Annotated in this window: 23 protein-coding genes and 2 pseudogenes; 10 read left to right on the top strand and 15 right to left on the bottom strand. The window is 68.4% G+C overall.

Annotated features, from left to right (window positions below; genetic code table 11):
* Positions 1-17 precede the first annotated feature (17 nt).
* The 4 genes from IG90_RS0114190 to IG90_RS0114205 all read right to left on the bottom strand — a co-directional run bounded on the left by IG90_RS0114190 (position 18) and on the right by IG90_RS0114205 (position 3,196).
* Positions 18-878, bottom strand: a complete 861-nt coding sequence (locus IG90_RS0114190) for a fumarylacetoacetate hydrolase family protein (RefSeq protein ID WP_030583016.1) — start codon at positions 876-878, stop codon at positions 18-20.
* Between the two features lie 139 nt (positions 879-1,017).
* Complete coding sequence (locus tag IG90_RS0114195; protein ID WP_030583018.1) at positions 1,018-1,788, bottom strand: YidC/Oxa1 family membrane protein insertase; 771 nt, start codon at positions 1,786-1,788, stop codon at positions 1,018-1,020.
* Between the two features lie 170 nt (positions 1,789-1,958).
* Positions 1,959-2,336, bottom strand: a complete 378-nt coding sequence (locus IG90_RS0114200) for a DUF6412 domain-containing protein (protein WP_051859895.1) — start codon at positions 2,334-2,336, stop codon at positions 1,959-1,961.
* Positions 2,337-2,413: 77 nt separating this feature from the next.
* Positions 2,414-3,196, bottom strand: coding sequence for a class E sortase (locus IG90_RS0114205; RefSeq protein ID WP_030583024.1), 783 nt, complete (start codon positions 3,194-3,196; stop codon positions 2,414-2,416).
* Between the two features lie 319 nt (positions 3,197-3,515).
* On the opposite strand from IG90_RS0114205, the gene IG90_RS0114210 reads away from it, so the two are divergent.
* Both IG90_RS0114210 and IG90_RS0114215 read left to right on the top strand, forming a co-directional pair.
* A complete protein-coding gene (locus IG90_RS0114210) occupies positions 3,516-4,523 on the top strand; it encodes an SEC-C domain-containing protein (protein ID WP_030583027.1) in 1,008 nt (335 codons plus the stop codon).
* A gap of 149 nt (positions 4,524-4,672) precedes the next feature.
* The gene (locus IG90_RS0114215) at positions 4,673-7,810 is read left to right on the top strand and encodes a DEAD/DEAH box helicase (RefSeq protein ID WP_030583030.1); all 3,138 of its coding nucleotides are present in this window, start codon (positions 4,673-4,675) and stop codon (positions 7,808-7,810) included.
* A 37-nt stretch (positions 7,811-7,847) separates the two neighbouring features.
* Here the strand turns inward: IG90_RS0114215 and IG90_RS43490 are convergent.
* Positions 7,848-7,967, bottom strand: a pseudogene (locus IG90_RS43490) (IS701 family transposase); the annotation flags it as partial.
* A gap of 166 nt (positions 7,968-8,133) precedes the next feature.
* Between IG90_RS43490 and IG90_RS0114225 the strand changes: the two are divergent.
* Complete coding sequence (locus IG90_RS0114225; protein WP_030583033.1) at positions 8,134-8,538, top strand: mRNA interferase PemK; 405 nt, start codon at positions 8,134-8,136, stop codon at positions 8,536-8,538.
* Between the two features lie 107 nt (positions 8,539-8,645).
* Here the strand turns inward: IG90_RS0114225 and IG90_RS0114230 are convergent, their stop codons facing one another.
* Positions 8,646-8,852: a DUF397 domain-containing protein gene (locus IG90_RS0114230; protein WP_030583037.1), complete on the bottom strand. Its 207-nt coding sequence runs from the start codon at positions 8,850-8,852 to the stop codon at positions 8,646-8,648.
* 10 nt (positions 8,853-8,862) lie between these two features.
* Positions 8,863-9,726: a helix-turn-helix domain-containing protein gene (locus IG90_RS0114235; RefSeq protein ID WP_030583040.1), complete on the bottom strand. Its 864-nt coding sequence runs from the start codon at positions 9,724-9,726 to the stop codon at positions 8,863-8,865.
* A 1,064-nt stretch (positions 9,727-10,790) separates the two neighbouring features.
* Here IG90_RS0114235 and IG90_RS0114250 point away from each other — a divergent pair.
* From IG90_RS0114250 to IG90_RS45820, 4 genes and pseudogenes are all read left to right on the top strand, one after another.
* The gene (locus IG90_RS0114250) at positions 10,791-11,033 is read left to right on the top strand and encodes a DUF397 domain-containing protein (RefSeq protein ID WP_030583046.1); all 243 of its coding nucleotides are present in this window, start codon (positions 10,791-10,793) and stop codon (positions 11,031-11,033) included.
* 90 nt (positions 11,034-11,123) lie between these two features.
* Positions 11,124-11,573, top strand: a complete 450-nt coding sequence (locus tag IG90_RS0114255) for a hypothetical protein (RefSeq protein ID WP_030583049.1) — start codon at positions 11,124-11,126, stop codon at positions 11,571-11,573.
* 41 nt (positions 11,574-11,614) lie between these two features.
* Complete coding sequence (locus tag IG90_RS0114260; RefSeq protein ID WP_233435868.1) at positions 11,615-12,091, top strand: hypothetical protein; 477 nt, start codon at positions 11,615-11,617, stop codon at positions 12,089-12,091.
* Positions 12,025-12,373, top strand: a pseudogene (locus IG90_RS45820) (IS256 family transposase); the annotation flags it as partial. The gene IG90_RS0114260 and the pseudogene IG90_RS45820, both read left to right, overlap by 67 nt.
* Before the next feature lie 17 nt (positions 12,374-12,390).
* Here IG90_RS45820 and IG90_RS0114270 read toward each other — a convergent pair.
* Entirely contained in the window at positions 12,391-12,798 is a 408-nt protein-coding gene (locus IG90_RS0114270) for a hypothetical protein (RefSeq protein ID WP_233435867.1), read from the bottom strand.
* A gap of 538 nt (positions 12,799-13,336) precedes the next feature.
* On the opposite strand from IG90_RS0114270, the gene IG90_RS45825 reads away from it, so the two are divergent.
* Positions 13,337-13,624 (top strand): hypothetical protein, encoded by a 288-nt coding sequence (locus tag IG90_RS45825; protein ID WP_233435866.1) that lies wholly within the window; start codon positions 13,337-13,339, stop codon positions 13,622-13,624.
* Positions 13,625-13,711: 87 nt separating this feature from the next.
* On the opposite strand, the gene IG90_RS0114280 is transcribed toward IG90_RS45825, so the two are convergent.
* The 3 genes from IG90_RS0114280 to IG90_RS0114290 are packed head-to-tail and all read right to left on the bottom strand — an operon-like array spanning position 13,712 to position 16,495.
* A complete protein-coding gene (locus IG90_RS0114280) occupies positions 13,712-14,191 on the bottom strand; it encodes a hypothetical protein (protein ID WP_078585133.1) in 480 nt (159 codons plus the stop codon).
* A 58-nt stretch (positions 14,192-14,249) separates the two neighbouring features.
* A complete protein-coding gene (locus tag IG90_RS0114285; RefSeq protein ID WP_030583066.1) occupies positions 14,250-16,043 on the bottom strand; it encodes an alpha/beta hydrolase in 1,794 nt (597 codons plus the stop codon).
* Between the two features lie 8 nt (positions 16,044-16,051).
* Positions 16,052-16,495 (bottom strand): hypothetical protein, encoded by a 444-nt coding sequence (locus IG90_RS0114290; protein WP_030583069.1) that lies wholly within the window; start codon positions 16,493-16,495, stop codon positions 16,052-16,054.
* A gap of 268 nt (positions 16,496-16,763) precedes the next feature.
* Between IG90_RS0114290 and IG90_RS41130 the strand changes: the two genes are divergently transcribed.
* Positions 16,764-17,669 (top strand): endonuclease/exonuclease/phosphatase family protein, encoded by a 906-nt coding sequence (locus tag IG90_RS41130; RefSeq protein ID WP_030583073.1) that lies wholly within the window; start codon positions 16,764-16,766, stop codon positions 17,667-17,669.
* On the opposite strand, the gene IG90_RS0114300 is transcribed toward IG90_RS41130, so the two are convergent.
* Both IG90_RS0114300 and IG90_RS0114305 read right to left on the bottom strand, forming a co-directional pair.
* On the bottom strand, positions 17,586-18,704 hold the full coding sequence (locus IG90_RS0114300) for a hypothetical protein (protein ID WP_233435865.1): 1,119 nt from the start codon (positions 18,702-18,704) through the stop codon (positions 17,586-17,588). The genes IG90_RS41130 and IG90_RS0114300 overlap by 84 nt on opposite strands.
* A 671-nt stretch (positions 18,705-19,375) precedes the next feature.
* Positions 19,376-20,167, bottom strand: a complete 792-nt coding sequence (locus IG90_RS0114305; RefSeq protein WP_030583079.1) for an alpha/beta fold hydrolase — start codon at positions 20,165-20,167, stop codon at positions 19,376-19,378.
* Between the two features lie 286 nt (positions 20,168-20,453).
* On the opposite strand from IG90_RS0114305, the gene IG90_RS0114310 reads away from it, so the two are divergent.
* Positions 20,454-21,263, top strand: a complete 810-nt coding sequence (locus tag IG90_RS0114310; RefSeq protein WP_033894192.1) for an excalibur calcium-binding domain-containing protein — start codon at positions 20,454-20,456, stop codon at positions 21,261-21,263.
* A gap of 69 nt (positions 21,264-21,332) precedes the next feature.
* Here IG90_RS0114310 and IG90_RS0114315 read toward each other — a convergent pair whose 3' ends face one another.
* Together IG90_RS0114315 and IG90_RS0114320 are read right to left on the bottom strand one after the other, a co-directional pair.
* Positions 21,333-22,790: a benzoate/H(+) symporter BenE family transporter gene (locus tag IG90_RS0114315; protein ID WP_030583085.1), complete on the bottom strand. Its 1,458-nt coding sequence runs from the start codon at positions 22,788-22,790 to the stop codon at positions 21,333-21,335.
* A gap of 50 nt (positions 22,791-22,840) precedes the next feature.
* Positions 22,841-23,992 carry an aminotransferase-like domain-containing protein gene (locus tag IG90_RS0114320; RefSeq protein ID WP_030583088.1) on the bottom strand — a complete coding sequence of 384 codons (1,152 nt, stop codon included), beginning with the start codon at positions 23,990-23,992 and terminating at the stop codon, positions 22,841-22,843.
* Positions 23,993-24,049 lie beyond the last annotated feature (57 nt).

The raw sequence follows: 24,049 nt of genomic DNA on the forward strand, positions 1-24,049 counted from the left end.
GCCCCGGGCTTCACGGTTCAGGCCCCCTTCAGCTCCTGCCGCTGCCGTCCGAGCCCCTCCACCTCCAGCTCCACCACGTCGCCCGCCCTCAGGTACGGCTTCGGCTCGGGCTGCCCCAGCGCGACCCCGGCCGGCGTACCGGTGTTGATCACGTCGCCCGGGTGGAGCGTCATGAAGTGGCTGAGGTAGCGGACGACCTCGCCGACCGGGAAGATCTGCTCGGCCGTGGTGCCGTTCTGCTTCAGCTCGCCGTTGACCCACAGCCGCAGCGGCAGGGCCTGCGGGTCGGGCACCTCGTCGGCGGTGACCAGCCAGGGGCCCAGCGGGTTGAACGTCTCGCAGTTCTTGCCCTTGTCCCAGGTGCCGCCGCGCTCGATCTGGAACTCGCGCTCGGACACGTCGTGCGCGGTGGCGTACCCGGCGACGTGCGCGAGGCCCTCCTCGGCCGTCTCCAGATAGCGGGCGGTGCGCCCGACGACGACGGCGAGCTCGACCTCCCAGTCGGTCTTGCGGCTGCCGCGCGGCACCAGGACCGTGTCGTCGGGCCCGACGACGGTGTCGGGGGCCTTGAGGAACAGGATGGGTTCCGCCGGGATCTCCGCACCCGTCTCGGCGGCGTGGTCGTGGTAGTTCAGCCCGATGCACACGATCTTGCCGATGCGCCCGAGCGGCGGGCCGATCCGCAGCCCCGTCGCGTCCAGGGCGGGCAGCGCACCGGGCGCCTCGGCGGCCGCCCGTACCCGGGCGAGCGCACAGGCGTCGGCGAGCAGCTCACCGTCGATGTCGGGGACGATCCCCGACAGATCACGCAGAGTCCCGTCGCGGTCGAGAAGTGCGGGGCGCTCGGCGCCCGCCGTACCGACTCGAAGCAGCTTCAACGGTCCAGCTCCTCTTGGTCGAGGTGGAGGGCCCTCCGGCGGGTTGCGGCCGGCGGAGGACTTGGCTGATCGTCCAAGAGATGTGAACACTCCGCAAGACCTCGTTCACACACTGGACCGGCGCATCGGCCGCTCCGGGTCACGCCGCCGTGGCCATGGCGCCCCCGCCGACCGGCATGTCGCGGTAGAGCCAGGCCCGCTCGATCGCGGTCCACGTGGTCGTGGTGACGACGTACAGGGCGGCGGCCAGCGGGACGACGGCCACGGTGATCAGAGTGAAGAAGGACAGCAGCGGCATGAGCTTCGTCATCGCGCCCATGCCGGGCACGGCCTGTCCGTCCGGTCCTGCGGCGGGCGTCATCGGGTTGGCGGCCATCTGCCGCTTGGTGCGTCCGTAGTTGAACGTGGCGACGGCGGCGACGATCGCGAAGAGCCCCAGGTAGACCCACCCCTGTGCGCCGAACATCCCGCCGTGCGCGAGGGCGTCGTGCCAGCGCCCGCCGAGCGGTGCGCCGAGCAGGTCGTGGCTGAGCAGCGCGTTGGGCTCGCCGCCGATGGAGCTGCTGGAGAACAGGTGGTAGAGCAGGAAGAACGCGGGCATCTGGAGCAGGCTCGGCAGGCAGCCGGAGAGCGGCGACACCTTCTCGGCGGCATGCAGTTCCATGATCGCCTTCTGCATCCGCTCGGGGTTCTTGCCGTGCTTCCTGCGGAGTTCGGCGATCTGCGGCTGGAGCCGGCTGCGGGCCTTCTGCCCGCGTGCGGCGGCCCGCGACAGAGGGTGGACGGCGAGCCGCACGAGCGCGGTGAACAGGATGATCGCGGCGGCGGTGGACGCGGTTCGGAAGAGCGGTTCGAGCAGATCGGCGAGGGAGCCGACCAGGCTCGCGAAGGCGGACATGAAGGCGGACATGGGTGAGCCCTCCGGGGGTCTCGTCGTGCCGGGAGGTACCTGCGAGAAGGCAGGTACGGGTGATCACTCGGCATGACGACCGGCGCGGGGCGCACCCGGTCACGGGTGCACCGCACGTACGAGAGGTACGAGAGGTACGAGAGGTACGAACCAGAGGTGCGGGGCTTCCCCTACGCGGCGGCCGTCAGGAGGGCGCGCCCGGGTGCTCGGGGCCTGGTGCGGCCCCGGGCGTCGGGGTCACGTTGCGGGAGGAACGCGGTGCGTTGCTCCCGGTCCCTGATGGCCGTACGGACCCGGGTGCGGGGCACCGGGGGCGCGCAGCGGGCGCTGATGACGGAGCAGACGAGGAGCGCGGAGCCGGCGGCGGCGGTGGCGGCGAGCGCGACCGCTGCGGAGAGGCTGCCGCCCTCGGCGAGGAGGACCTCGGTGAGGAAGAGGACGAGGAGCCCGGCGGGCCGGAGCAGCCGGGCGAAGGCGCGGCGCAGGGTGTTGGCGTCCCGCACGGTGTGCACCTCCCGTCCCTCGTACCGCTCATGCGCACCGTTCATCGAAGTGAACGGCACTCCTTTCGTTATACACGATGATCGGATACGTCCCGGGCGGCCTGGTGAGGAGGCCGCGTCCGTCACCGCGGGCGCATCGAGGTCAGCTTCCCCCAGACGACGAGCCGGTAGCGGGAGCTGAACTCGGGGGTGCAGGTGGTCAGGGTGAGGTAGTAGCCGGGAGTGCTGTAGCCGACGGACGTCGTGATGTTGCTGCGCGGCACGGGCGCGATGACCCCGCTGTCCGAGGGGGCGGTCCGCGCGAGGCGTTTGTCGACGGTGTACGTGTAGACGGCGTCCCGGGTCTCGACGGTGATCCGGTCGCCGCTCCGCAGCCGGTCGATTCGCCGGAAGGGCTCGCCGTGGGTGTTGCGGTGCCCGGCGAGCGCGAAGTTCCCGGCCCGCCCGGCCTGTGCGGTGCGGGCGTAGTGCCCGACGTACCCCCGGTCGAGCACCCCGCCCTTGCTGGTGCCCTCGGCGACGGGGGCGGTGAGCCCGATCCGGGGGATGCGCAGCACGGCGTACGCCTGGTCCCAGCGGGGAGCGGTACGGGAACGGGCCGGGGCAGGGGCATCGGATGCCGCCGGGCCGGCCGGCACGCCCTCGCCCCCACGGCCGGAGGGCGAGGGACCGGGGCTCCCCTCCCGCGCACCGCCACCGTCGGTGCTTTCCGGAACCGGCTCGTCCCACTCCCGCTGCAGGCTCCGGACGGTGCGCCCGGCGTCGGCGCGCGCCTCGCGGTTGGTCCACCACAGCTGATGGGCGACGAGGAGCAGCAGCACGACACCGAGGGTCACGACGAGCTCGGCGGACACCCACAGCCCCCGGGCGAGGAGGTGCGGACCGCCGCCCCCGCGTCCGCGCACGGCCGGCGGAACCCCGATCCCGCGTCCTCCCGCAGCTCCGCGCCTCCGCATCGAGGTCACCCCTCCCGCTCCGTCGTCACCCTTCCGGTACGGCGCACAGGTCCCGCACGGCGCGCACGGCATGCACGGATCCGCACGGCGCGCACGGCGCACACGGCATGCACGGACCCGCACGGCGCGCACCGTAAGTGCACGGCGCGCAGGGCAGGGACACGGCGCGCACGGTAGGGGCAAACCCCACAACTCTCCAGACTTCTCCCGCTTCTCATCCCCCGCCCTCTTCTCCCCGCCGTCGCCGTCCGGCAGTACCGTGTGGTCCATGCGCCCCGACACGCCTGCCGACCACACCACCGAAGCCGAGCGTCTGCTCCGCACCGCGGCGCAGTACCCCGAGGACCACGAACCGCTGATCCTCCAGGCCGCGGCCCACCTGGAACTCGCGGGAGACCGCGCCCGCGCGAGCACGCTCTACGACGACCTGCTCGGGGCTCCCGAGGCCTCCGTCGACAACCCGCACCTGATCAAGGCCCTGAAAGCGGCCAACCTCTGGGAGTACGGCCACGAGGCCGAGGCCCGGGCGATCATCGACGGCATCCGTGCCGCGGGCCCGCTGGACGCGGCGCCGTGGCAGGTGGCCGCGGAGACGCTGGAGGCGCACGACGAGCTGGAGTCGGCGCACGACGTCCTCTCGACCGCGCTGACCCTGCTGATGGCCCCCGGCGAGGAGGTCCCGTACGCCGTCCAGTCCCTGCTGACCGGCCGCCACCGGGTGCGCAGGCTGATGGGCCTGGACCACGACACGTGGGACGAGCTGGCCGGCGAGCTGCACACGGCCCCGGTACCCCTGGACGAACTCCACGACCCCAAGCGCCTGTGGTCGCTGGGCTCCTCGGACCCGGTCGAGCTGAAGGCCGAGATCACCCGCCTCCGCGCGGAGCTGGGCACCTACCGCACGGCCCTCTCCCGCCCGTTCCCGGTCGCCGTCCTGCACTGGCCCGAGCACGAACTACGCGAACTGCTCACCGCGTACCCGGCGTTGACCGAGGAGTACGTGGACCGCGCCACACACCTGGACCGCCTGGAGACCGCGCTCCGCGACCTCCACGCGGCGGGCACCCCGAACCTGGGCATCGTGACGGGCACGGTCCCCTCGTACGAGGCGTTCGCCGCCTCCGAGGCCGCGTCCCCGGCCGCCCCGGGCCTCCTCCCCCAGTACGCCACCACCCTCGCCGCCCGGGGCCGCGCCGTCCCATGGCCCCCGTCGCGCACGGCTGCCTGCTGGTGCGGGTCGGGGGAGGCTTATGGGGGGTGCCACGGGCGCGGGTGAACGCCCGCTGCACGTTTTTGACAGGGGCCGTTGCCTGCGAATTCGCGGGCAACGGCCCTTGCTGGTCTCACCGGCCATCGCCCCGGCTGTCAGGCCTCCTTGATACAACTGCAGATGCAGTACGCAGCCAAATGAGGGGGACTCGGGGCATGCCAAACGACATTTCGGGCGACGCGCCAGTTGCCGGGCTCTATGAATCGCTCATCACGCATCGACTCGCCGAGCGGATGAAGCAGCTCGACTCCACTGGTTGGCGTCCGATCGATGCCTCAGTCGGCAAGGAATCAGCACCCCATGTACTCGCCCGCCATATCGGCGCCACAGTGAGGCGGGTGTTCCAGGGCCTCTCCCCTGCCGAACAGGTGATAGCGGCCAATCACATCCTCGAATCGCTTAGCACGATCGAGGGTGCGACAGAGTGGATCGATCTCGTCACCGATGGGCCGCGACAGCTGTTGGCCGTCGCGGAACAGGAGGCACCGGGCGTCTACGCCATACGCCCAGCGACGCCGTTGTCCGAGACGGCACTCATTACGAACTCCCCTGAAGACCCCAGTCTCGGCTTCGAGCTGCGCGCCGAGCTGGCCACTGCCGACCGAGTCGACCTCCTCTGCGCATTCGTGAAGTGGCACGGCCTCCGCGTCCTCGAAAAGTCCCTGTCGTCGGCGCGCGAGCGCGGTATTCCCATCCGTGTACTCACGACGACGTACATCGGCGCCACCGAACGCCGCGCCCTGGACCGACTGGTGCGGGACTTCGGCGCCGAGGTCAAGGTCAACTACGAGCTCCGCTCCACACGTCTGCACGCCAAGGCGTGGCTCTTTCGCCGTGCCAGCGGCTTCGACACTGCATACGTCGGCAGCTCGAACCTCTCCAAGGCTGCCCTCCTGGATGGGCTGGAATGGAACGTCCGCCTCTCCTCCGTCGCGACGCCCTCGGTGATCCGCAAGTTCGAGGCGACCTTCGACGCCTACTGGAGTGAGCCCGCTTTCGAGTCGTACGACCCTGACAGGGACGCAGAGCGGCTGGACTACGCCTTGTCCCGCGCGGGTGGCGGCAGTCGCCCGGGATCTACGGGCATCACCCTTTCCGGCCTAGAGGTCCGCCCGTACCCTCACCAACGAGACATGCTCGAACGTCTCGAAGTCGAACGCACGGTGCATGACCGGCACCAGAACCTCCTCGTCGCAGCAACGGGTACCGGTAAGACCGTCATGGCGGCGCTGGACTACAAGCGCCTGCGCCAGGCGCTCGGCCGCGACCCGCGCCTGCTCTTCGTAGCGCATCGCAAGGAGATCCTGGAACAATCCTTGCGCGTCTACCAGAACGTCCTCATCGATGCGAACTTCGGTGAGTTGTTGCTCAGTGGTGAGATCCCCAGCCGCTGGAACCACGTGTTCGCCAGCGTCCAGTCACTCACGCCGCAGGCCCTGGGCCGCATCGCCCCGGATCACTTCGACATCATCGTGATCGACGAGTTCCATCACGGCACGTCGCCCACCTACCGCAAGATCATGGATCACTTCCAGCCCCAGGAGCTCTTGGGCCTGACAGCGACCCCGGAGCGCATGGATGGATTGAACATCCAGGACGAGTTTTTCGACGGCCGGATCGCGGCGGAGATGCGGCTCTGGGAGGCGCTGGAGAACGATCTCCTCAGCCCCTTCCACTACTTCGGGGTCACCGACAACACGGACATGAGTGCTGTCACATGGAAGCGTGGAGCCTACGACTCAACTGCGCTGAGCAATCTGTTCACGGGCAACGACGCACGAGCTCGGCTCGTGGTGGCCGCAGTGAAGGACAAGGTCACCGACCCTGGTTCGATGCGCGCCCTGGGATTCTGCGTATCGGTCGCACACGCGCACTTCATGGCTGATTTCTTCCGACAGGCAGGCCTCAACGCTGTCGCGCTGTCTGGTGAAACTCCAGCACCCGACCGCAAGAAAGCACTTGAGGACCTGCGCTCGGGATCACTCCAAGTCATCTTCTCCGTGGACCTGTTCAACGAGGGTCTTGACATCCCCGACGTCGATACCCTGCTCCTGCTGCGCCCCACCTCCAGCGCCACGGTTTTCCTTCAACAGCTTGGCCGCGGATTGCGTCGCACCGACGACAAGGCCGTCCTCACCGTCTTGGACTTCATCGGTCAGCACCGCAAGGAGTTCCGGTTCGAGGAGCAGTTCCGCGCTCTGACGAATCTGACGCGCAACCGCCTCCTCGACAACATCGAGCAGGACTTCCCCCAACTGCCTTCTGGCTGCCAGATCATCCTTGAGACGAAAGCCAAGGAACTGATCATGGACAACATCCGCTCACAGATCGCGGTCAACGTCACACAGTTGACCCGTGAGGTCGCTTCCTACGCGAACCCGCGTCTTGCAGACTTCCTCAAGGAGAGCGGTCGGGACCTCAAAGAGCTGTACCGAGGCAACGGAAATTCATGGACAGGCCTGTTGCGTCGAGCGAAGCTCCTCGACGCAACAGGCCCTGAAGGCGAGTTGCCCCTCCTCAAGCGGGTCTCGGCCTTCCTGCATGTCGATGACCCGCTGCGCGTTGCGGCATACAGCAAGTTGCTGGCCGATGACGCTCCTGCCTACGACGAGCTCAGCGAGCAGGAACAGGGGTACGCCCGCATGTTCTTCTTCTCGCTCTGGCCGTTGGGCGGGGGCTTCCCCAGCTACCAGGCAGGGCTGGACACACTGCTCCATCAGCCATCGTTCCGGGACGAGTTGCATCAAGTACTCGCTCACGTCCTACAGCAGGCCGACCACGTTCCCTTGCCGCTCCTCGGGACGCACGCCACCATCCCCCTGACTGTCCACGCTTCGTACAGCCGCGAAGAGATTCTCCCCGCACTGGGCCAGGCCTCCGTGGACGGCCGCAAACCGGGGCACTTCCGCGAAGGCGTGAAGTGGTGCGAGAACATCCAAACCGATGCCCTGCTTGTCACGCTGGAGAAGGACGAGAAGGACTTCTCACCCGAGACCCGCTACAGGGACTACGCCCTCAACGACTCGCTGTTCCACTGGGAGTCGCAGAACCAGACTTCGGAGCACTCACCCACCGGCGTCCGCTATCAGACCCACAAGGAGAAGGGCACTCACGTCCTACTCTTTGTGCGCCGATACAAGCAGACGGATATCGGTGGACCCCAGCCGTGGATGCTCATGGGGCCGGCGCAGTACGTCAAGCACACGGGGAGCAAGCCTATGGCGATCGAGTGGAAGCTCTTCCATCAGATTCCGGCCGATGTATTGACGTATTCGGCAATCGCCGCCGGCTGAATGATCATCACTCAGGCTGGCTCAGTGCCGAGAAGGCGGCCCACTCGGCGATGGTCCAGCAGTTTTTGCGCGGCAGGTCCGACAGCAGGCCGAGTACCAACTTCCTTGCTCGGCGCCGGGATTCGACCCGCGTGAACCGTCCCGTTTTCCGGCTCATCAGGCCCTCGAACGCCTCCTGCCAGTGGGCAGGGTTTACGCTGTGACCTGCAGCCACCGCGTGATCTTCAGTCTTCACACACCGATGATCAACGGTGGCCGCACCCGTCTCCACAGCGCGTCAGGCTCGCGCAGCGCCTGTCTGCCGTCCTGTGTCTGGAGGACTTGTGCAACGTGGCGAAGTCTGGTGGGTCCAGTTCAACGAGCGGAGATTGGTCGTACTGCTGTCGGGAGACGACGCGTCCGGGATCCAGGTGATGCAGGTCGTCGCTCCGGCGGGCGTCGACATTAGCGGTCTGGGCATCGAAGTGATGATGGGCGCCGGTGAAGGAGTGCCGTTCGAAGGCGTGCTGCGGCTCGCGTTCCCGCGTCCAGGCTTCACCCCTTGCACGTGGCTGACCACTGTGTCACGGGACGACCTGATAGAGCGGGCGGCCGTCCTGTCCTCGGCGAAGCTCAGCGAGATTGACGATGCCCTCCGACTCGCTGAACAAGCGCAGGAGCAGACCCCGGCGACGACCGCGAAGCTCAGCGAGATGAGGGACGCCCTCCGTCTCGGGGAACTCGGGTAGAGGGAGAAGGAGCCGACGGCGTGGGCGGTCTCGGCCAGATGGTCGACGCTGTACGACTGTCGCCTCGGCGCCCCTCACCATCGAGATCACGCTCTACGGCTGGAGTACTAGATACCGCTGCCGCTCTTCATTTCGGCCACAAACGCCCCCCACGCAGCAGACGGGAAAACGAAGGCCCCTCGGTTGCGGTCCTTGGAGTCACCCACCGCGACACCTCCGTCCGGTACCACCTGGAACTCGACACACTGGCCCTGGGTGTCGCCGCTGTAGGACGACTTGATCCATGCTTCGGTCGGGAGATCGTGCCGCATCATCGTGAGCCTCTTACTCGTTCTCAAGATCCCGCGCAGCGCGTGAGATCACATCCATGGACTGTCGAGAAGATAGAGCGGCTGCACGTAGCTGGTCAAAGGCACTGCGGTAGTTCTCTACAGCCCCAGTCTCTTCGAGGTACAGGCCGCCATCGAGATTGTCCAGGCCGACCACGTCCAGCTCCATCGGGTCCGGATACGAGTACACGGTGAACGGACCATCCATGCCTACGTAGGCACCCTGTGCGTACGGGATCACCTGTACTGCGATGCCAGGGCGGTCAGACACTTCGACGAGGTTCCGTAGCTGTGCAGCGGTCACGGCAGAACCTCCAACCTGACGATGAAGCACCGACTCGTCCAGTATGCAGAGGTATTGAGGCGCATCATCCCGATCAAAGATCGCCTGCCGAGCAAGACGAAGGTCGACGAGCGTCCGCACTTCCTCGTCGGTCATCCGCTTGCTTCCCGTACCGCGGATGACCGCCTCGGCGTACGCATCGGTCTGAAGCAAGCCGGGAACCACGACACTCTGGTAGGCGTAGATCCGGACGGCGTCCGACTCCAGCGTGAGTCGCTCCTGGAAGTCTGGTTTGAGCTTGTCCGAGTGCTGCGACCACCAACCCTTCTGCTTACTCTGCCGCTGGAGGGCAAGCAGCGCCTCTCTCATAGGTAGATCGACCTGGTACATGTCGAGGAGCGTCTTCAGCTCCAAGGGCCGCAGCCCCTGCCTGCCGTTCTCGATGCGACTCATCTTCGTCTTGTCGCCGTCGATGGTCTCACCGGCCTGCTGAAGGCTGACGCCGGACTCCTCCCGGAGCCGCCGTAGTTCAGACCCGAGCCTCTTCTTTCGTACCTTCGGTTCCGGATGTGCCACCCGTCATTCCCTTCCTTCGCCGCGGACCAGTGTGCCGCATCGGGCTGATCGCACTTCGTCATATGACTGTTGAGCTTTCCATCTCTAGCAAAATCTCAACGTTGAGCTCACTCATGTTGCGCCCAGTCACTGTTTGGGTGCAGTCTGTTGAGCGGCAGCAGCGGCAGTCAACCTGAACTGGGCAGCTATAGGGGCTTCATGACGGGTTGGAACCGTTGTGCTGCGACGTCGCATGGGTGGCCCGCAAGTGGGTCTCGCCACCTATGCGTGCACATCCAACGCGCTACGCGCCTGGGCACAGGAGATCGTGATGACTCACCCCCCGATCAACAGCTCGCAAGAGGTGACCGGCAATGCGAGGGCTGAAAGACCGCCTCTGGACGTGATCCACGCAGAGCTCGACGTACGCCGAGTCCTTGCGTTCACGTTGGGTACGACCACCCGCTCAGCGCTGGACAAGGCCGCTTCTTCGCTGCGCGAGGTGATCATCGCCTTTGCGGACGAAGTCTTCGCCGTGGAAGCGCATCTGACCTCCGCCGATCGCGGATTCCGGCTCGAAGCAATTCACCTCGTAGACAACCCGCCACGTCCGGGTGCCTTGTCTCACGAGGTCTACGCCCACGTCCGTGCTCAGGCACGCGTACTGCGGAAGCTCATTGTCATGAAGCAGCAGCCAACCGAGCACTCACCTTGGTCGGTTGCGACTCGCCCTCCGCTGCCCGTTCGGCCTCGGCCCACTCGCAATGCGACTTCGGCCGAGCACACTGAGCCGTGCGCGGTGCCTAGCGGATTCACTCCGCCCCTTCCAGAGGCTGACGCCGATGAGTGAACGAGCCCGGCAGATCGCCTACGTCGTCTGCCTTGCCGCCATCGGCTCGTCGATCGTCGCGGCGGTGTGGTTCGAGCGGTGACGCCGTCGGCGCACGCACCAACAGGCCCACCACGTCAGGGGCCACAGACTCCCGCCCGGCTGTCTCCATGGACGGTCGGCAGCCGGGCGGGGCCAGGAGCACGACGGTGCGGAGACCGTATCTCCGCGACATCAGCACCGGAAGGACTCTCCCATGAACGGGAATCTCTACGCACTGCCGATCCCGCCGGCCGACGCCTTCGCCGCCTACTGCGGCGGCAACGCCGGCGGCCCCCACGAGACCTGCGTGAGCCTCGCCGCCATCCCCGGCACGGAGGCCTCTTTCGTCATCCGTGACAGCAAGCCCGAGGGCACGGGCAAGGAGCTGCGCTTCACCGAGGCGGAGCTCGACGACTTCGCCACCGGGTGGGTCAGGACGAGGGGCCTGACGCTTTAACCTGGCCCCCTTCCTGAGCACGAAGCACCATGCAGTGGGCCGGACCGGACATCCTCCGGGCCGGCCCGTCTCCCCTAGCGAAGGGCGCAGATGATCTGGTCAGGGCACTGGCACGGATACGGTCCGTGGACCGGCAGCAGGGACGCGTACGGCCAGGAGGCCCTACGCCGTCCGGGTGCGGAACTGAACTCCGAACAGACCCGGGCGTTCGTCGCCTCGACGCTGCCGCCCCTCATGACCGGGCACTGGCTCATGCGGCAGAACCAGACCGCGGTGGAGCGCACCTGGACCCGTGCGGTGGGCGCCGTCACGTGGCTGAAGAGCACGTACGAGGCGCATCCCCCGGCCGAGAGGGACGACGGCGGCCGCGCCTACGTCACCCTCGAACACAAGATCGCGTACGCGGTGGACTGCCTTTCCCGAGGGGTCGACGTCTGCTGGGTGCACTACACGAAGTCCCAGAGCCTGATCTCCTTCTCGGTGGTGTGCTGCCTCAACCACCACCACCCCGGCCTTCCGTGCCCCCTCCCGCCCGTCTGAACTCCCCTGTCCCCGCGGCGACGTGAAGCGAGGAAGAATCCGTGTCACTCAGCCTCTTACTGCCCCGCCCGGGCGTGGCAGCGCTCCTGACCTCGTGGCCGGACGAGCCATGCGGGTACGAACGCGAGGCCGGCGCGCTGGACCGTGTCATCACCGCGGAGAGCATCGACCACTACATCGGCACCGGGTGCGTGCCCGCCGACGAGATCGCCGTCGCGAGCTACGGTGCCGCACCGCACCCGGACCGCCATCGCACCGCGGGCCGGACCGACCCGGCGAAGCTGCGCCGTCTGTACGAGGACGGCCATACGATCCGGCTCGGCAACCTCCAGCGGGTCGTCCCCTTCCTGGCTGACGTCTCCCGCGGCATCCAGCGGGAGACCGGCTTCAGCAACTACTCGCATGCCTTCGTGACCCCGCCCGGGCGTCAGGGCCTGCTCTCCACCACTGAACCGAGTCGTGGGCGGATCTGCTGCGTGACTGCCGCCGACGCGGCATGCGCGATCCCGAACCTGTAGTCGGTGACGGCGCGATGGGCCTGTGGAGGGCCCTCCCACTGGGTGCACCTGCGCACGACGAATCCCATCGAGAGCACTTTCAGCACCGTGAAGTTGAGGACCAAGGCCACCCGCGGGGCCGGCAGCCCGGCCGCGGCGCTGGCGATGGTGTTCAAGCTCGTCGAGTCCGCACAGGACCGCTGGCGCGCGATCACCGGAGCCCACCTCGTCGCGCTCGTCCGCTCCGGCGCCAGGTTCGAGAACGGTGCCCTCATCGAGCGCCTGGAGAACAGTGCCGCGTGATCGCTTCGCGGCTGGGCTCACTGATCGCTCAGACAGGTGACGAAGCGACCGAAGGCCTCGTCCCCAGCGCGATTACCGGCGAGCTCCGCGCACAACGCAGGGAAATCAGCCCAGGCCTCGCCCTCGACGGTCCACCTGGAAACGATGCTACGCCCGTTATGGATCTGTACTTCGTCGACCCAGCGGTCGAGGCCGTCGCCCGCCGAGTAGACGAAGAAGTGCGCGTCCTCCATAGCCGGTGCCAGGAGATCGATGAGCTTGTGAAGGTTGCGCATGTCGATGTAGCAGATGTCAGACAGCTGCTCCAGGCAGAGGTAGTCAGCATCAGGTGGGCCCAGGTCGAAGCCCCAGCCTCGCCCATGGACCTTCTGGTTGAGCAAACGAACCGGCCAGGTTTTCTGCCTGGGTACCTCGGTGGCCACCACCGAGAGCGTCTCCTCGACCAAAGACCGCCATCCCGGACGCACTCGAACAAACGTCCAGTGCGGGTCGGGCCACGGCGACACCTGAGGAAACCACAACCGGTACCGCCCATACCACCGATCATCGCGCCAACGATCATCACCCCTGGTGACAAACGTTCCTGATAGCTCGATCGGATGAGGCTCTCTCACAGGCTGAGCATACGAGACACCGCCGTCGGCACCTTGAAGCTCCACGTCCGGTCGGCAAGCCCTCCCGGGCCAGCATGCCAGGCTCGAGCACAAGGCTTTCATCATGCCCCAATGAGACACCTCCACCCTCACGCACCACCTGACCCACAACTCTTGACACTTGTTCGCAGATCGCGGGCACCAAGCGGTGGCAGATCTGGCGCCCGAAAGTTCCCTGCGCCCATGCGCGAGTACCAGGAGTCCCTTCCGCGTCTGGGACCCCGCCTTCCTTCCGCAGTGGGAGGCCGCAGGCCCCGATCTGGAGGTCGACCTCCGGCCGGGGCAGTCCCTGCTCCTGCCGAGGGGGTGGGTGCACAACCCTCATGCGCTCGGCACGCAGGTCCGCAGCATCCACCTGACCTTCGCGATCCGGGAACGCACACCGGTCCGGGTCGCGGAGAAGCTCGTCGGCCGCGTGATCGAGAAGGACGCCTTCCGGCGCGTCATCCTCCCCGGCGACATCACCGGGGAGCGGTTGTCCGCGCAGGTGCGGGACGTCCGGCAGGCCCTGGTCGAGCACCTGGCCGGGCTCGATGTGGATGACTTCGCGCGGTCCCTTCTTCGAGCCGCCGTGTCGGAGAAGGGCTTCACCACGTGAGCAGCTGAGAGGAAGAGCCGGCCGAACCGGGCGGCGTGATCGGCGACTCGAGCCGCCTCACGCCGCTCCGGTGTCGCCGGAGCTTCCTCAGAACCGGTCGACCTCCTCGCCGTCCGGGACCTGATAACAGGCGGAAACCACGTTGACGAGCAGCGTTGGATCGTTGGTGTCCCCGCCGCTGTTCTTCTCCCAGAACTCGACATTGACGGCGAACTTCTTCTCGACATGCTCCGCCGTCAGTTCCAAGGATTCGGCCTTACTGCCGTTCCGCTCGTACTTGACGATCTTCCACCCGTACTTCGGAAGATCTTCCTTGAGGCGAGTCATGGCCTGCATGAGTTCGGCATCCGAGGAACCCGTCAGACTCCAAGGGTGTCGCATGAGGAACAACTTCCCCCGCTCCGCCCCTTCGCAGGCGCTGACCCCCGGACCCGACTTGGACATCTTGCCCTTCACAGCGATGACATCAAGGATCTGGCTGGAGATCTGCTTCGTTTCCGCGTCGACATCGTCAATACTGCGCGTCCCGGCTGGTTTCGGTGCACCGGATTCTGCTTGGTCAGTCATGCCGCATCCTGTGATTGTGGTGAGTATCACGGCGCCCAGAAGCGCAGAATTAAGAACCCTATTCCTCAAGTTCTACCTTTCCATATCGACCCGTCACGACCGCCGCCTGATTCTTCAAGCTTTCCGATTCTTCTTCCCAGTATTCGCTGTGCCCCTCGGACCCGCCTGTAGTCATCTGGTTCGCTCCGAACAATTCGTCGCTGGGAATGATGGCCACGCCGCCGCCGAACCGCCACTGACTGCCGCCGTGACCGAAACGCCCCAGGTCGGGGACCGGGTCGCCCTCAGCCTCCTCGTTCCACACATGCCCCTTGGGCACATCCATCTGTGACGCCTCGCCCACCTGCACACCGGGACTCCCTGCGAACACCACGTCATCCACGTTCAGCTCGCCCTGGCGAGCTGCGGAACCGATCAGCGTCGTGCCATACGAGTGGCCGATAGCCGTGTGGTGACCACCGGAGTCGGTGCTGTTGGCCACATTGAGACCGTCCATGAACTGGTTGAAAGCCGGGGCTCCGTCGTCGGCATAGTGCCGGAAAGGCGCATCCTTGACGATGCTCTGCGGAGCGTCGTACCCCAGCCATGTGATGGTGGAGACTTCCTTTCCTCCGGCCATAGCATCGGACTGTCGCCAGAGTTCTGTCATGCGTCCGATGTCCCCACCGATACTGCCAAGATTCGACGTGGTACCAGGAACATAGACCGCCGTGTGAGCGGCAGTGTCGGGGTTCCCGTTGGCAACGATCGCCCGGCCGTTCTTCTCGGCATCGAAACCCAGGAGATAGGCGGGTGGCAGTCCGTTCTCACCGGTCGCGTCGAACCGCTCCCGAATGCTCTTCATGCCCTCATTCGACTTGGTGAGCTGCGCGAACCGCTCGCCGTACTTCTCGTCCCACTTGCTCCAGCTGGAGTTCTGGATGACAGCCGGATAGCCGCCGTTGGGATTCGGAGAGTACCTGGTGGGCTCGGGAGGAATCTTGGCGAGCTCCAGCTCCACCTGCGCCCTGCTCTGTGCCAGCACCATGCGGTTGGCCTCGTCACGCGTCTCGGCGGGCAACCCGTCCAGCGCACCGACCGCTGCGGCGTTCAGTGCGAGGTGAGCCGACTGCTCCTCCGCGCCGAGCCCCTTCCACCATGCAGCGTTGTCCTTCGGGCTGCCGTCCTTCGGCGGCTCCGGCAGGGAGTCGAGGTAGTCCTTGCCCGCCTCGCGGACACCTCCCCGGTCCGACTGCGTGTCGGCCCAGTCGCGCTTGGAGACCACCAGGTCGTCGTCAGCCTTCAGCGCGCGCAGCTTCGGTGCCCACTTGGCATCCGCGTCGGCCGCCTCCTCCAGCGCGTCGGCGATCCGGTTCGCGTACCCCATCGCTTTGCCGTAGTTCGGATTCGGGTGGATGTTCATCGCCTGACGCTCCAGGGCATCGGACATCGGACTGCCCCCGGCGCTCCCGGTCACCGTGCCGCCGTCGACCATCTTCTCCTCGCCGGGCTTCTTGCCCGCCGGGTAGGACACCGATCCATCGGAACCTACCGTGCAGCCATCGGCGTGGGCATCCTCGATCGCCGTCTCCAGCCTTCTCTTGGCAACCGCCATATCGAAGGCGAATCCGTTCAGTGCGGTGCTTATCAGACCGCACTCGACCTGCACGTAATGGAAGTTCTCCGACAGGTTGCGAAGCTCTCCCAGGGCGGCGGTCGCCGCCTTGCCCTCCAGCTGATTCCGCACGCCCGCGCAGACCTGGTTGTCGATCGTGTCCTTTGCCGCACTGGCCATCTCACCGGTGGCCCGGTAGCCGTCTGCGGCGCCCTCGTACTCCGAGGGCCTGAGGGCCTTCAGCGTCGCAAGATCCATGGTCGCCGTCACTTCGCCTTCGGGTGGCCGCCAACGGCCTCGGTGTCCTGGTACTGCGCCTTAAGCCTGTTCAGCTCAGCCATGACCGCCTGGTCGGGCTTCGAGAGATCGTGTCCCGACCTCTCCAGAAGGCCGCCCAGCGCCTCACAGCGACTGCTCACATCACCGATGTACTTCTTCCACGAGCCGTAGATCTCCTTCTGCGCCGCCGCGCTCCGGCACCCGGCGGTGTCGCCCAGCCCCGTCTGTCCATCGCCGAGCTTCGTCAACGCCTTGTCGACGCCGCCCTTGAGGCCGGTGACGCCTTCGCCGGCCTTCACCCATGCCTTCTTGTCCGACTTCAGATCCGCAGAAGCCTCGCCGTCCGAGGCTGGGGCCTGATTCAGCTGCATGCTCGTCGGCCCATTCGCCGCGACATCAGCTTTGATTTGCTCCCATTCGTCCCACGCCACCGTAAGGCTCTCCCCGTCTTCCCAGACATCCCCGTTACCCGTGGTCCCGTTCCCGGGCTCCTCGGGTCGAGACGACATCGTCTCCGGCTTCCGCGGGGCAGATCAAGTTCGGTCCTGTCATCCGTGGACGGAACCTGTTTGGCCTGGTCGGTCGTCCTCTGAAGCGGGATCGACCGGATGGGACGACATGGTGGAGCGGGTAGAACCTCGTGCGGTGCCGGCGGAGACGCCGGTGGCGCCCGGGGTGGGGGACCGGCGGCGGGGGTGGGTGATCGCCGGGAGTGCCGTGGTCGTGGCCGGGCTGCTGGGGTTCCATCGGGGTGTGCCCAACTGGCCTGGGCGGGCTGGGAGTCTGCTGGAGTCGTTTCTGCCCTGGGTCGGCGTCTTCGTCGTCGTGCTGTTGGTCGTCGCCCTGCTGCGGCGGTCCGCCGTCGCCCTTGTGGCCCTGCTGCTGCCGGTGGGCGTTTGGGTGCATCTCTTCGGGGGGCTGCTCCTGCCCGCCTCGGCAGGCGACGGGCCGGGGCTCGTCGTCGTGCAGCACAACGTCAGTGATGAGAACCGTGACCCGGCGGGGACCGCCCGGGCCCTGATCGCGGCCGGGGCCGATCTCGTCGCGCTGGAGGAGTTGGTGGACCCGCAGCTGCCGGTGTACGAGAAGGCTCTCGCCGCCGACTATCCGCACCACGTCGTACGCGGCACCGTCGGGCTCTGGTCCACGTATCCGCTCAGCGGGGAGCGGCTGGTCGACATCAAGCCCCCGAGCATCGCTGAAGGGTGGAGCCGTGGCGTGCGGGCCGTGGTCCACTCGCCGCACGGGGAGGTCTCGGCGTACGTCGCCCATCTGCCCTCCGTCCGGGTCGGGGCGGGTGGGCTCGCGTCCGATCGGAGGGACGAGAGTGCCGAGCTGCTGGGGCGCGCCATCGCCGCCGAAAGCGTCGATACGGTGATTCTCCTCGGGGACCTCAACGGGGCTGTGGAGGACCGGGGGCTGAGCCCTCTCACCTCACAGCTGAACGTCGCCGAGCGCGGGTTCGCCTTCAGCTTCCCGGCCGCCTTCCCGCTGGCCCGGATCGATCAGGTCATGGCCCGCTCAGCCACCGTGGGCCACATCCGCACCCTGCCCGCCACCGGCAGCGACCATCTGCCCGTCGTGGCCCGCGTCGCCCTGGGATGAGTGCGCGGCTCGGAGCGCGTCAGCCTTCCGCACCGCCGCCACGCGCTGCCGCCAGGGCATGTCCGCGGGGAAGTCGTACGTGTCCGTGTCGACCGTCCAGCTCGCGTACGCCGCCGCCCGGCGGCAGTCCACGCACTCCGTCTCGTCGCCCAGCGGGCGGAAGACGTGCTCCTCGCCCGGGCCCGTGCAGACGATCAGCTCCCTGACGGGCGGCGCGGGAGGCGGTGCCGGCAGCGGGGTCACCGGGCATTTCTGGATCAGACGATGGCGCAGGAAGCCGGCCGCCGAGCGCACCCCGTTCTCGGGAGGGTCGGCCAGCAGCGCCTGTCGCAGGTCTCCCTCCGGCAGTCCGCCCTCCAGCCACTTCACGGCCTCCACCGCCAGCGCACGGGCCTCCCGGACCCCTAGCAGCAGGTCACGGCGCGTGTGTCGCAGGGACAGCAGCAGCCGTTCAGCCTTGGCCAGTTGACTGGTGGGGTGGGGGGCCGGGGCCGCTTCATCGGGGTCGGGTGCCGGGACCTCTGCCCGCTCCTGTGGCGGTTCCGCTTCGGGGGGTGGGTGGGGAGTGGTCTTATCACTGTGGTCTTCCTCCGGTTCATAGCCACCGGCCGTCCGAGGGGTCGGCGCGCCGACCGTCGGATACCGCGTACTCGGCGGCGGAGGGGCGGCCACGAACTCCGGCGGACGGCCGCCGTCGTCCGGCTCCAGCGCCGCTCGTACGATCCTGGCCTCCGCGCTCGTCAGCGGTGTGTTCGTGAACAGCTGGTCCGTCCTCCAGCGGCCGCCGTCGCTCTGGGACCGCCACTCGTGGACGTAACCGTGCTCCACCAGTTGCCTCTTGGCCCGTTGGTACGGGCGGCCCTTCATGTCCAGCTTCCGCGCCAGGTCGCTGAGGGGGCGGTCGGTGGCGGAGGCGGGGAGGCCCTGGACGTACAGGAGGAGGATCTTCGCATCGCTGTTCAACCGCCGGTCGCGTACGACGGTGTGGGGGGCTTTGGTCCAGCCCGAAGGGGGCGCGATAACATGACGCAGCATTTCTAGTGGCTACTTCCACTGGGGGTGTGAGGCCCTCGGGTGGGTGTTGACGCACCTCCGGGGGCCGCCCTTTGCGCACGTGAGCGCACAGAGCGTGATGACCTCTTCACCGTATCGCACCGTTCCGACCCATCACCACATCGAAGATCCGTTCGGCCACCACCCCCAACCGGGCTGCCACCGTGCGCCGTTGCCCGTCGCTCCGCACGTCGGTTTCAGCAGGATCACCCCCCATGACTGGCCTGGTCGTCACCATCGCCCTGGCCTTCGCCGGGTACGTCGCGGCCCACCTGAACGGGTTGCGGCTTGCCCAGCGCCACGAGCGGCTCGCGCGGGGCAATCGGCGACTGAGCGACTTCTACGGGCCGTTGTTCGCCGTCACCGAGGCCGACAGCCGCGCCTTCGCCGCCGCTCCTGGTCAAGTTGTGTGCGCACGTGTCCGGTTCGAGATCACGGCCGCCCGCCGGGCGCACGGACGGTACGACCAGCACCAGTCCGTCGTGTCGTTCCCGAGTCAGGACCACGCCGCCTACGCGCGGGAGGTGTTCACCGCGCGGCAGAAGGCGCGGGCCCAGTTGCCGGGGCAGCGGCACGCCGGGGGAGGTCGTGCCCGGCGGCCCGGCGGCCCGGGGCCCGGGGGGAGGGGCGGGTCCGGGCCGTCGCGCTGCTCCTCACGGCTGGTGGTCCACGCTCGTGAGGAAGTCCAGGACGAGAGGGCCGGCGTGCGTGCGGAACTCCTCGAAGTAGGCGTGACGGGCGCCGGGGATCAGGTGCAGACGGGCGCCGGGGATACGGCCGGCGAGCAGCGGCGCGTTGGCCGTGGGGTTGAGCAGGTCGCGGGTTCCGTGGACGACCAGGGTGGGTGCGCTGATGCCGGGCAGGAGGTCCCAGGCGTTGTGACGGTTGCTGGCCGCGAGGTGGTGGCGTCGGGAGTGTGCGGGCATGGCGGGGTCGCCGAGGGTGTGGTGCGTGCCGGGGTGGTCGGCAAGCCACCTCGGGGTGTACATCAGCTCCAGCAGGGCTTGCCGAGCTGCCCCGGGCCGGCGCTGGACCAGGGCTCGGCGGACGTCGTCGCCGCGTTCGACGCTGTGCGGGCCGCCGGGGGAAGTACAGCCGAGGACCAGGGCTCTCACCCGGTGCGGATGGTGGGCCGCGAGTTGCTGGGCCACCCTGCCGCCCATGGACGTGCCGTAGATGTCGGCGCGGTCGATGCGGAGTTCGTCGAGGACGGCGACGACGTCCTGGGCGAACAGTTCGGTGCTGTGAGGGCTGTCGGGCTTGTCGCTGTCGCCGGTGCCGCGATAGTCGAGGGTGAGGGTGCTGCGGGCGGGGTGGAAGTCGGCGCGGACCGTGTCCCACCAGTGGTGGTTGTTCGCCTGGCCCGCCAGCAGGACCAGCGGCGCTCCTTCGCCCCGGAGCTGGTAGGCGATACGGACTCCGTCCGGTGTCGTCGCGTACGTCATCAGCTGATTCCCTCACTCGATGATGGTTCCCGAAGCCCACTCGACGGCCTCACACGCCTCCTCCCCACACTGCCCCCTCGCCCCCTCACCCCCTCGCCCCCATCCAACATCTCCTGCACGCTTTGCGCACGCTCTCATCACAATTCCGCTTCGCTTCCCGCATGCCCCTGATGTGCGCCCGGGCTCGCTGCGAGCATCGGCTGCTCCACCGCACGGAGTTCGGCCTTGGGGGCGGCACATGCAGATGAGGAAGCGGTCACGGCGGCCGAGGCGCGGGGTCCTCCGGATGCGGATACCGGCCGGAGCGGGCGCACTCGCGCTGATCCTGACGGGGTGCGGGGGCGACGGCGGCGGTACGGACGGCCGGGGCGGGACGGCCGGGGCGTCGCCCTCCGTGGAGCGGGCGCTGGCGCTCATGGACGACGAGCAGGGCGTGGACGCGGGCGACAGCCTGGACGTGGAGGTTCTCGACAACGACTCCGTCACCCTGGAGAGCGGGGACGGGGCGGGACTGCTCGACGCCTACGACCCGGCCGAGCTGACCCTGAGCATCGACGCCGAGCCGGACCACGGGACCGCCACGCTGTCCGGGGTCACGGTCACCTACACCGCGCGGGACGGCTACGCCGGTGAGGACGAGTTCACCTACCGGGTCCTCGTGAAGGGCGCCGACGTCCCCGCCGCCACAGCCGTCGTCCGCATCACCGTCTCCGCGCCCGAATCCGAACCGACCCCGGCCTCCGCCACGAAGCCCGCGCCGAAGGCGACGGCCCCGGCCCCGGCCCCGGCGTACTACGAGAACTGCGACGCCGCGCGCGCCGCCGGGGCCGCTCCGGTCGAGGAGGGCGATCCCGGTTACGCGTCCCACCTGGACCGCGACGGCGACGGTGTGGGGTGCGAGCCGTGGGGCGAGTCCGCGTCGTCATCCGGCGGCGACGGCGGAAGCGGGGGTACGAGCGGTGGGGGCGGTGGCGGCAGTACCTCCTACGCGAACTGCACCGCCGTTCGGAACGCGGGCGCCGCGCCCATCCGGGCCGGGGATCCCGGCTACGGACGGCACCTGGACCGCGACGGTGACGGCGTCGGCTGCGAGTGACCCTCGCGCCGCCGTCCCGGGGCGATGGCCTCCGTCTCCTCCCGACCGTCGCACCGCTTCCGGGGCCGTTCAGGCCGACGTCTCCCGGGCCGTTCGGGCCGCCTTCTCCTGGCCGCCGCGTCGCCGCCGGGTGGTCAGCGCCAGGTGCGTCGCCAGTCCCAGGACCAGGCCCCAGCACGCGGACCCGATGCCGCCGAGGGTGACGCCGGAGGCCGTGGTGAGGAAGGTGACCACCGCCGCGTCCCGGCCCTGTTCGTCCGCCACCGCCTGGGCGAGGCTCGTGGAGAACGTGGTGAGCAGGGCTATGCCCGCGACGACGGCGATGAGTTCGGGCGCCAGCGCGGTGAACAGCCCCACGAGTGCGGCTCCGCAGACGCCCGCCAGCAGGTAGAAGGCACCGCACGCCAGGCCGGCCACATAGCGGCGTCGCGGGTCGCGGTGGGCCTCTTCGCCCGTGCTGATCGCGGCGGTGATCGCCGCCAGGTTGACGGCGTGGCCGCCCAGCGGCGCGAGCGCCGTGGAGGCGAGTCCGGTGGCGGTGATGAGCAGCCGGTCGTTCGGACGGTAGCCGCAGGCCGCCAGCACACCGAGCCCTGGCGCGTTCTGCGAGGCCATCGTCACCACGGCCAACGGCACGGCCAGGCCCACCAGCGCCGAAACGGTGAACTCCGGGGCCGTGAGGACGGGAAGAGTCAGCCCGATGTCCACGGACGAGGCGTGGATGCCCGGGACGACCCCGGTGACGAGCACGGCCGCGAGCAGGGCCCAGGCCACCGCGTATCTCGGTGACCGCTGTTTGACCGCCAGGTACGTGGCGAGTGAGACCAGCACCGCGATCGGCGCGCCGTCCAGCGCCGAGAACAGGTCGACGCCGAAGGAGAACAGCACGCCCGCCAGCATGGCCGCCACGACTCCGGGCGGTACGCGGCGCATGACCTTCCCGAAGACGCCCGTCAGGCCGACCAGCGCCATGAGGAGACCGCTGACCAGGAAGGCTCCTACGGCCTCGGGGTACGTGTAGTCCCCGAGGCTGCCGACGAGGACCGCGGCGCCCGGCGTCGAGAACGCGGTGATCACCGGCATCCGGGTCCACCAGCTGAGCACGGCACTCGTCACGCCGCTGCCCACGCACGCCGCCCACACCCACGACGCGGTCTGCTCGTCGGTCAGGTGACCGGCGGCCGCTGCCGCCAGGACCACGAGGAGGGGGCCGGAGCACGAGACCACGACGGTGATCAGGCCCGCGAGGACGGCGGAGAGCGAGGCGTCCGCCAGGAGCCCGCGCCTACCGGACGGTGTGCGACCTTCGGCCGGCCCGTCGGCCGGGTGTTCGTCAGCCCCACGGCTGGCGGCCGGGTGTCCTCCAGCCGTGCGTCCGCCAGCCGACTGCCCGTCAGCCGGAGGCCCTTCGGCCGGGGGGCCGTCAGCCGGAGAACTCCTGGCCTGGGCCCCCGCATCCGGGGTGCGCGCATCCGGCCCGGGCGCCTCGTCCGTGCCCTCCTCGGCTCCCTGTTCGGCCGTGGTCATCGTGTCCTTCCCCCGCCCCGTGTCTCCCGGCTGCGCCCTTCCCGCCGCTCCTACTCCGCCCGCTGCGCCACCGTGGCCAGCCGCGCGACGCCCCGGGCGAACTCCTCGCCGCTCAGGGCCTGGAACGGCAGCCGGAGGAACACCGTGCCGGACGGTGGTGCCGAGTCCGCCGGGTAGAACGCCGAGCCACGGGTGAGAGCGACGTCCTCAGCGGCCGCCGCCGCGAGGAACTTCTCCTCCGTGGACCGTACCGGCAGATGCACACTGATGTAGTAGCCGCCCTCGGGCACACATAGTGCGGCGTCGCCGAGCGCCTTCCGTACCGCCTCGACCGCCGCGTCGTGCCGCGGCCGCAGCAGATTCCGGACCTCGTCGATGTTGCGCTGGACCAGGCCGCTCGCGAAGGCCCGCGCGGCGACCGCCTGGAGCAGGGGGGCCGGCGAGAGGTACGTGCTCTCCGCGAGTGCCGCCAGGGCCCGCGGCGTACCGGGCGGGCCGATGACGTAACCGACGCGCAGTCCCGGGCTGAGGACCTTGCTCAGCGAGCCGATGGTCAGCACTCGGGCGCCGTCGGCGGAGTCCGCGAGCTCGCCGACGAGCGTGGGGGCCGTACCCGCGAAGCGGAGTTCCCGGTACGGGATGTCCTCCAGGATCGTGAAGCCGAACTCGGCTGACAGCCGCACGAGTTCGCGCCGCTTCTCCTCGCTCGTCGTGACCCCGCCGGGGTTCTGGAAGTCAGGGATCACATAGACGAACGCGGGCACCTCCGTTTGCAGGCGCTCCCGCAGGACGTCCAGGTCCAGGCCGTCGTGCCGCAGCGGTATCCCGGACACCTGTGCCCCGTGCCGCTCGAAGATCTGGACGGCCCGGTCGTAGGTCGGCGCCTCCGCGAGGACCTTCTTGCGGGGTGCGTCCTTGAGGAGGTGGGCGGCGAGCAGGTCGAGGGCCTGGAGCGAGCCGTTGGTGACGAAGATCCGGTCGGGGTCGACCGAGTGGAACACTCCGAGCTGGTCGCGGAGTTCGCGGTCGCCGGTGTGGTGGCCGATGGGCGCGTACTGGAAGACCCGGTCCGGTTCCAAGGAGAGGATCGAACGGGTCAGCTCGGCGATGGCGGCGGACGGGATCGCTTCGAGCGGAGGGATACCCCGCGAGAAGTGGACGGTCGGAGAAGTCACAGCGTCCGTGGAGATCGCAGAAGTCACAGAGGTCTCCTTGCCAGGGGGAGGGTCGGAAGGGAGGGAGGGAGGGAGAGGCGTACG

The organism is Streptomyces anulatus (genome assembly GCF_000721175.1).
In the GTDB taxonomy this organism is placed as follows: domain Bacteria; phylum Actinomycetota; class Actinomycetes; order Streptomycetales; family Streptomycetaceae; genus Streptomyces; species Streptomyces anulatus_C.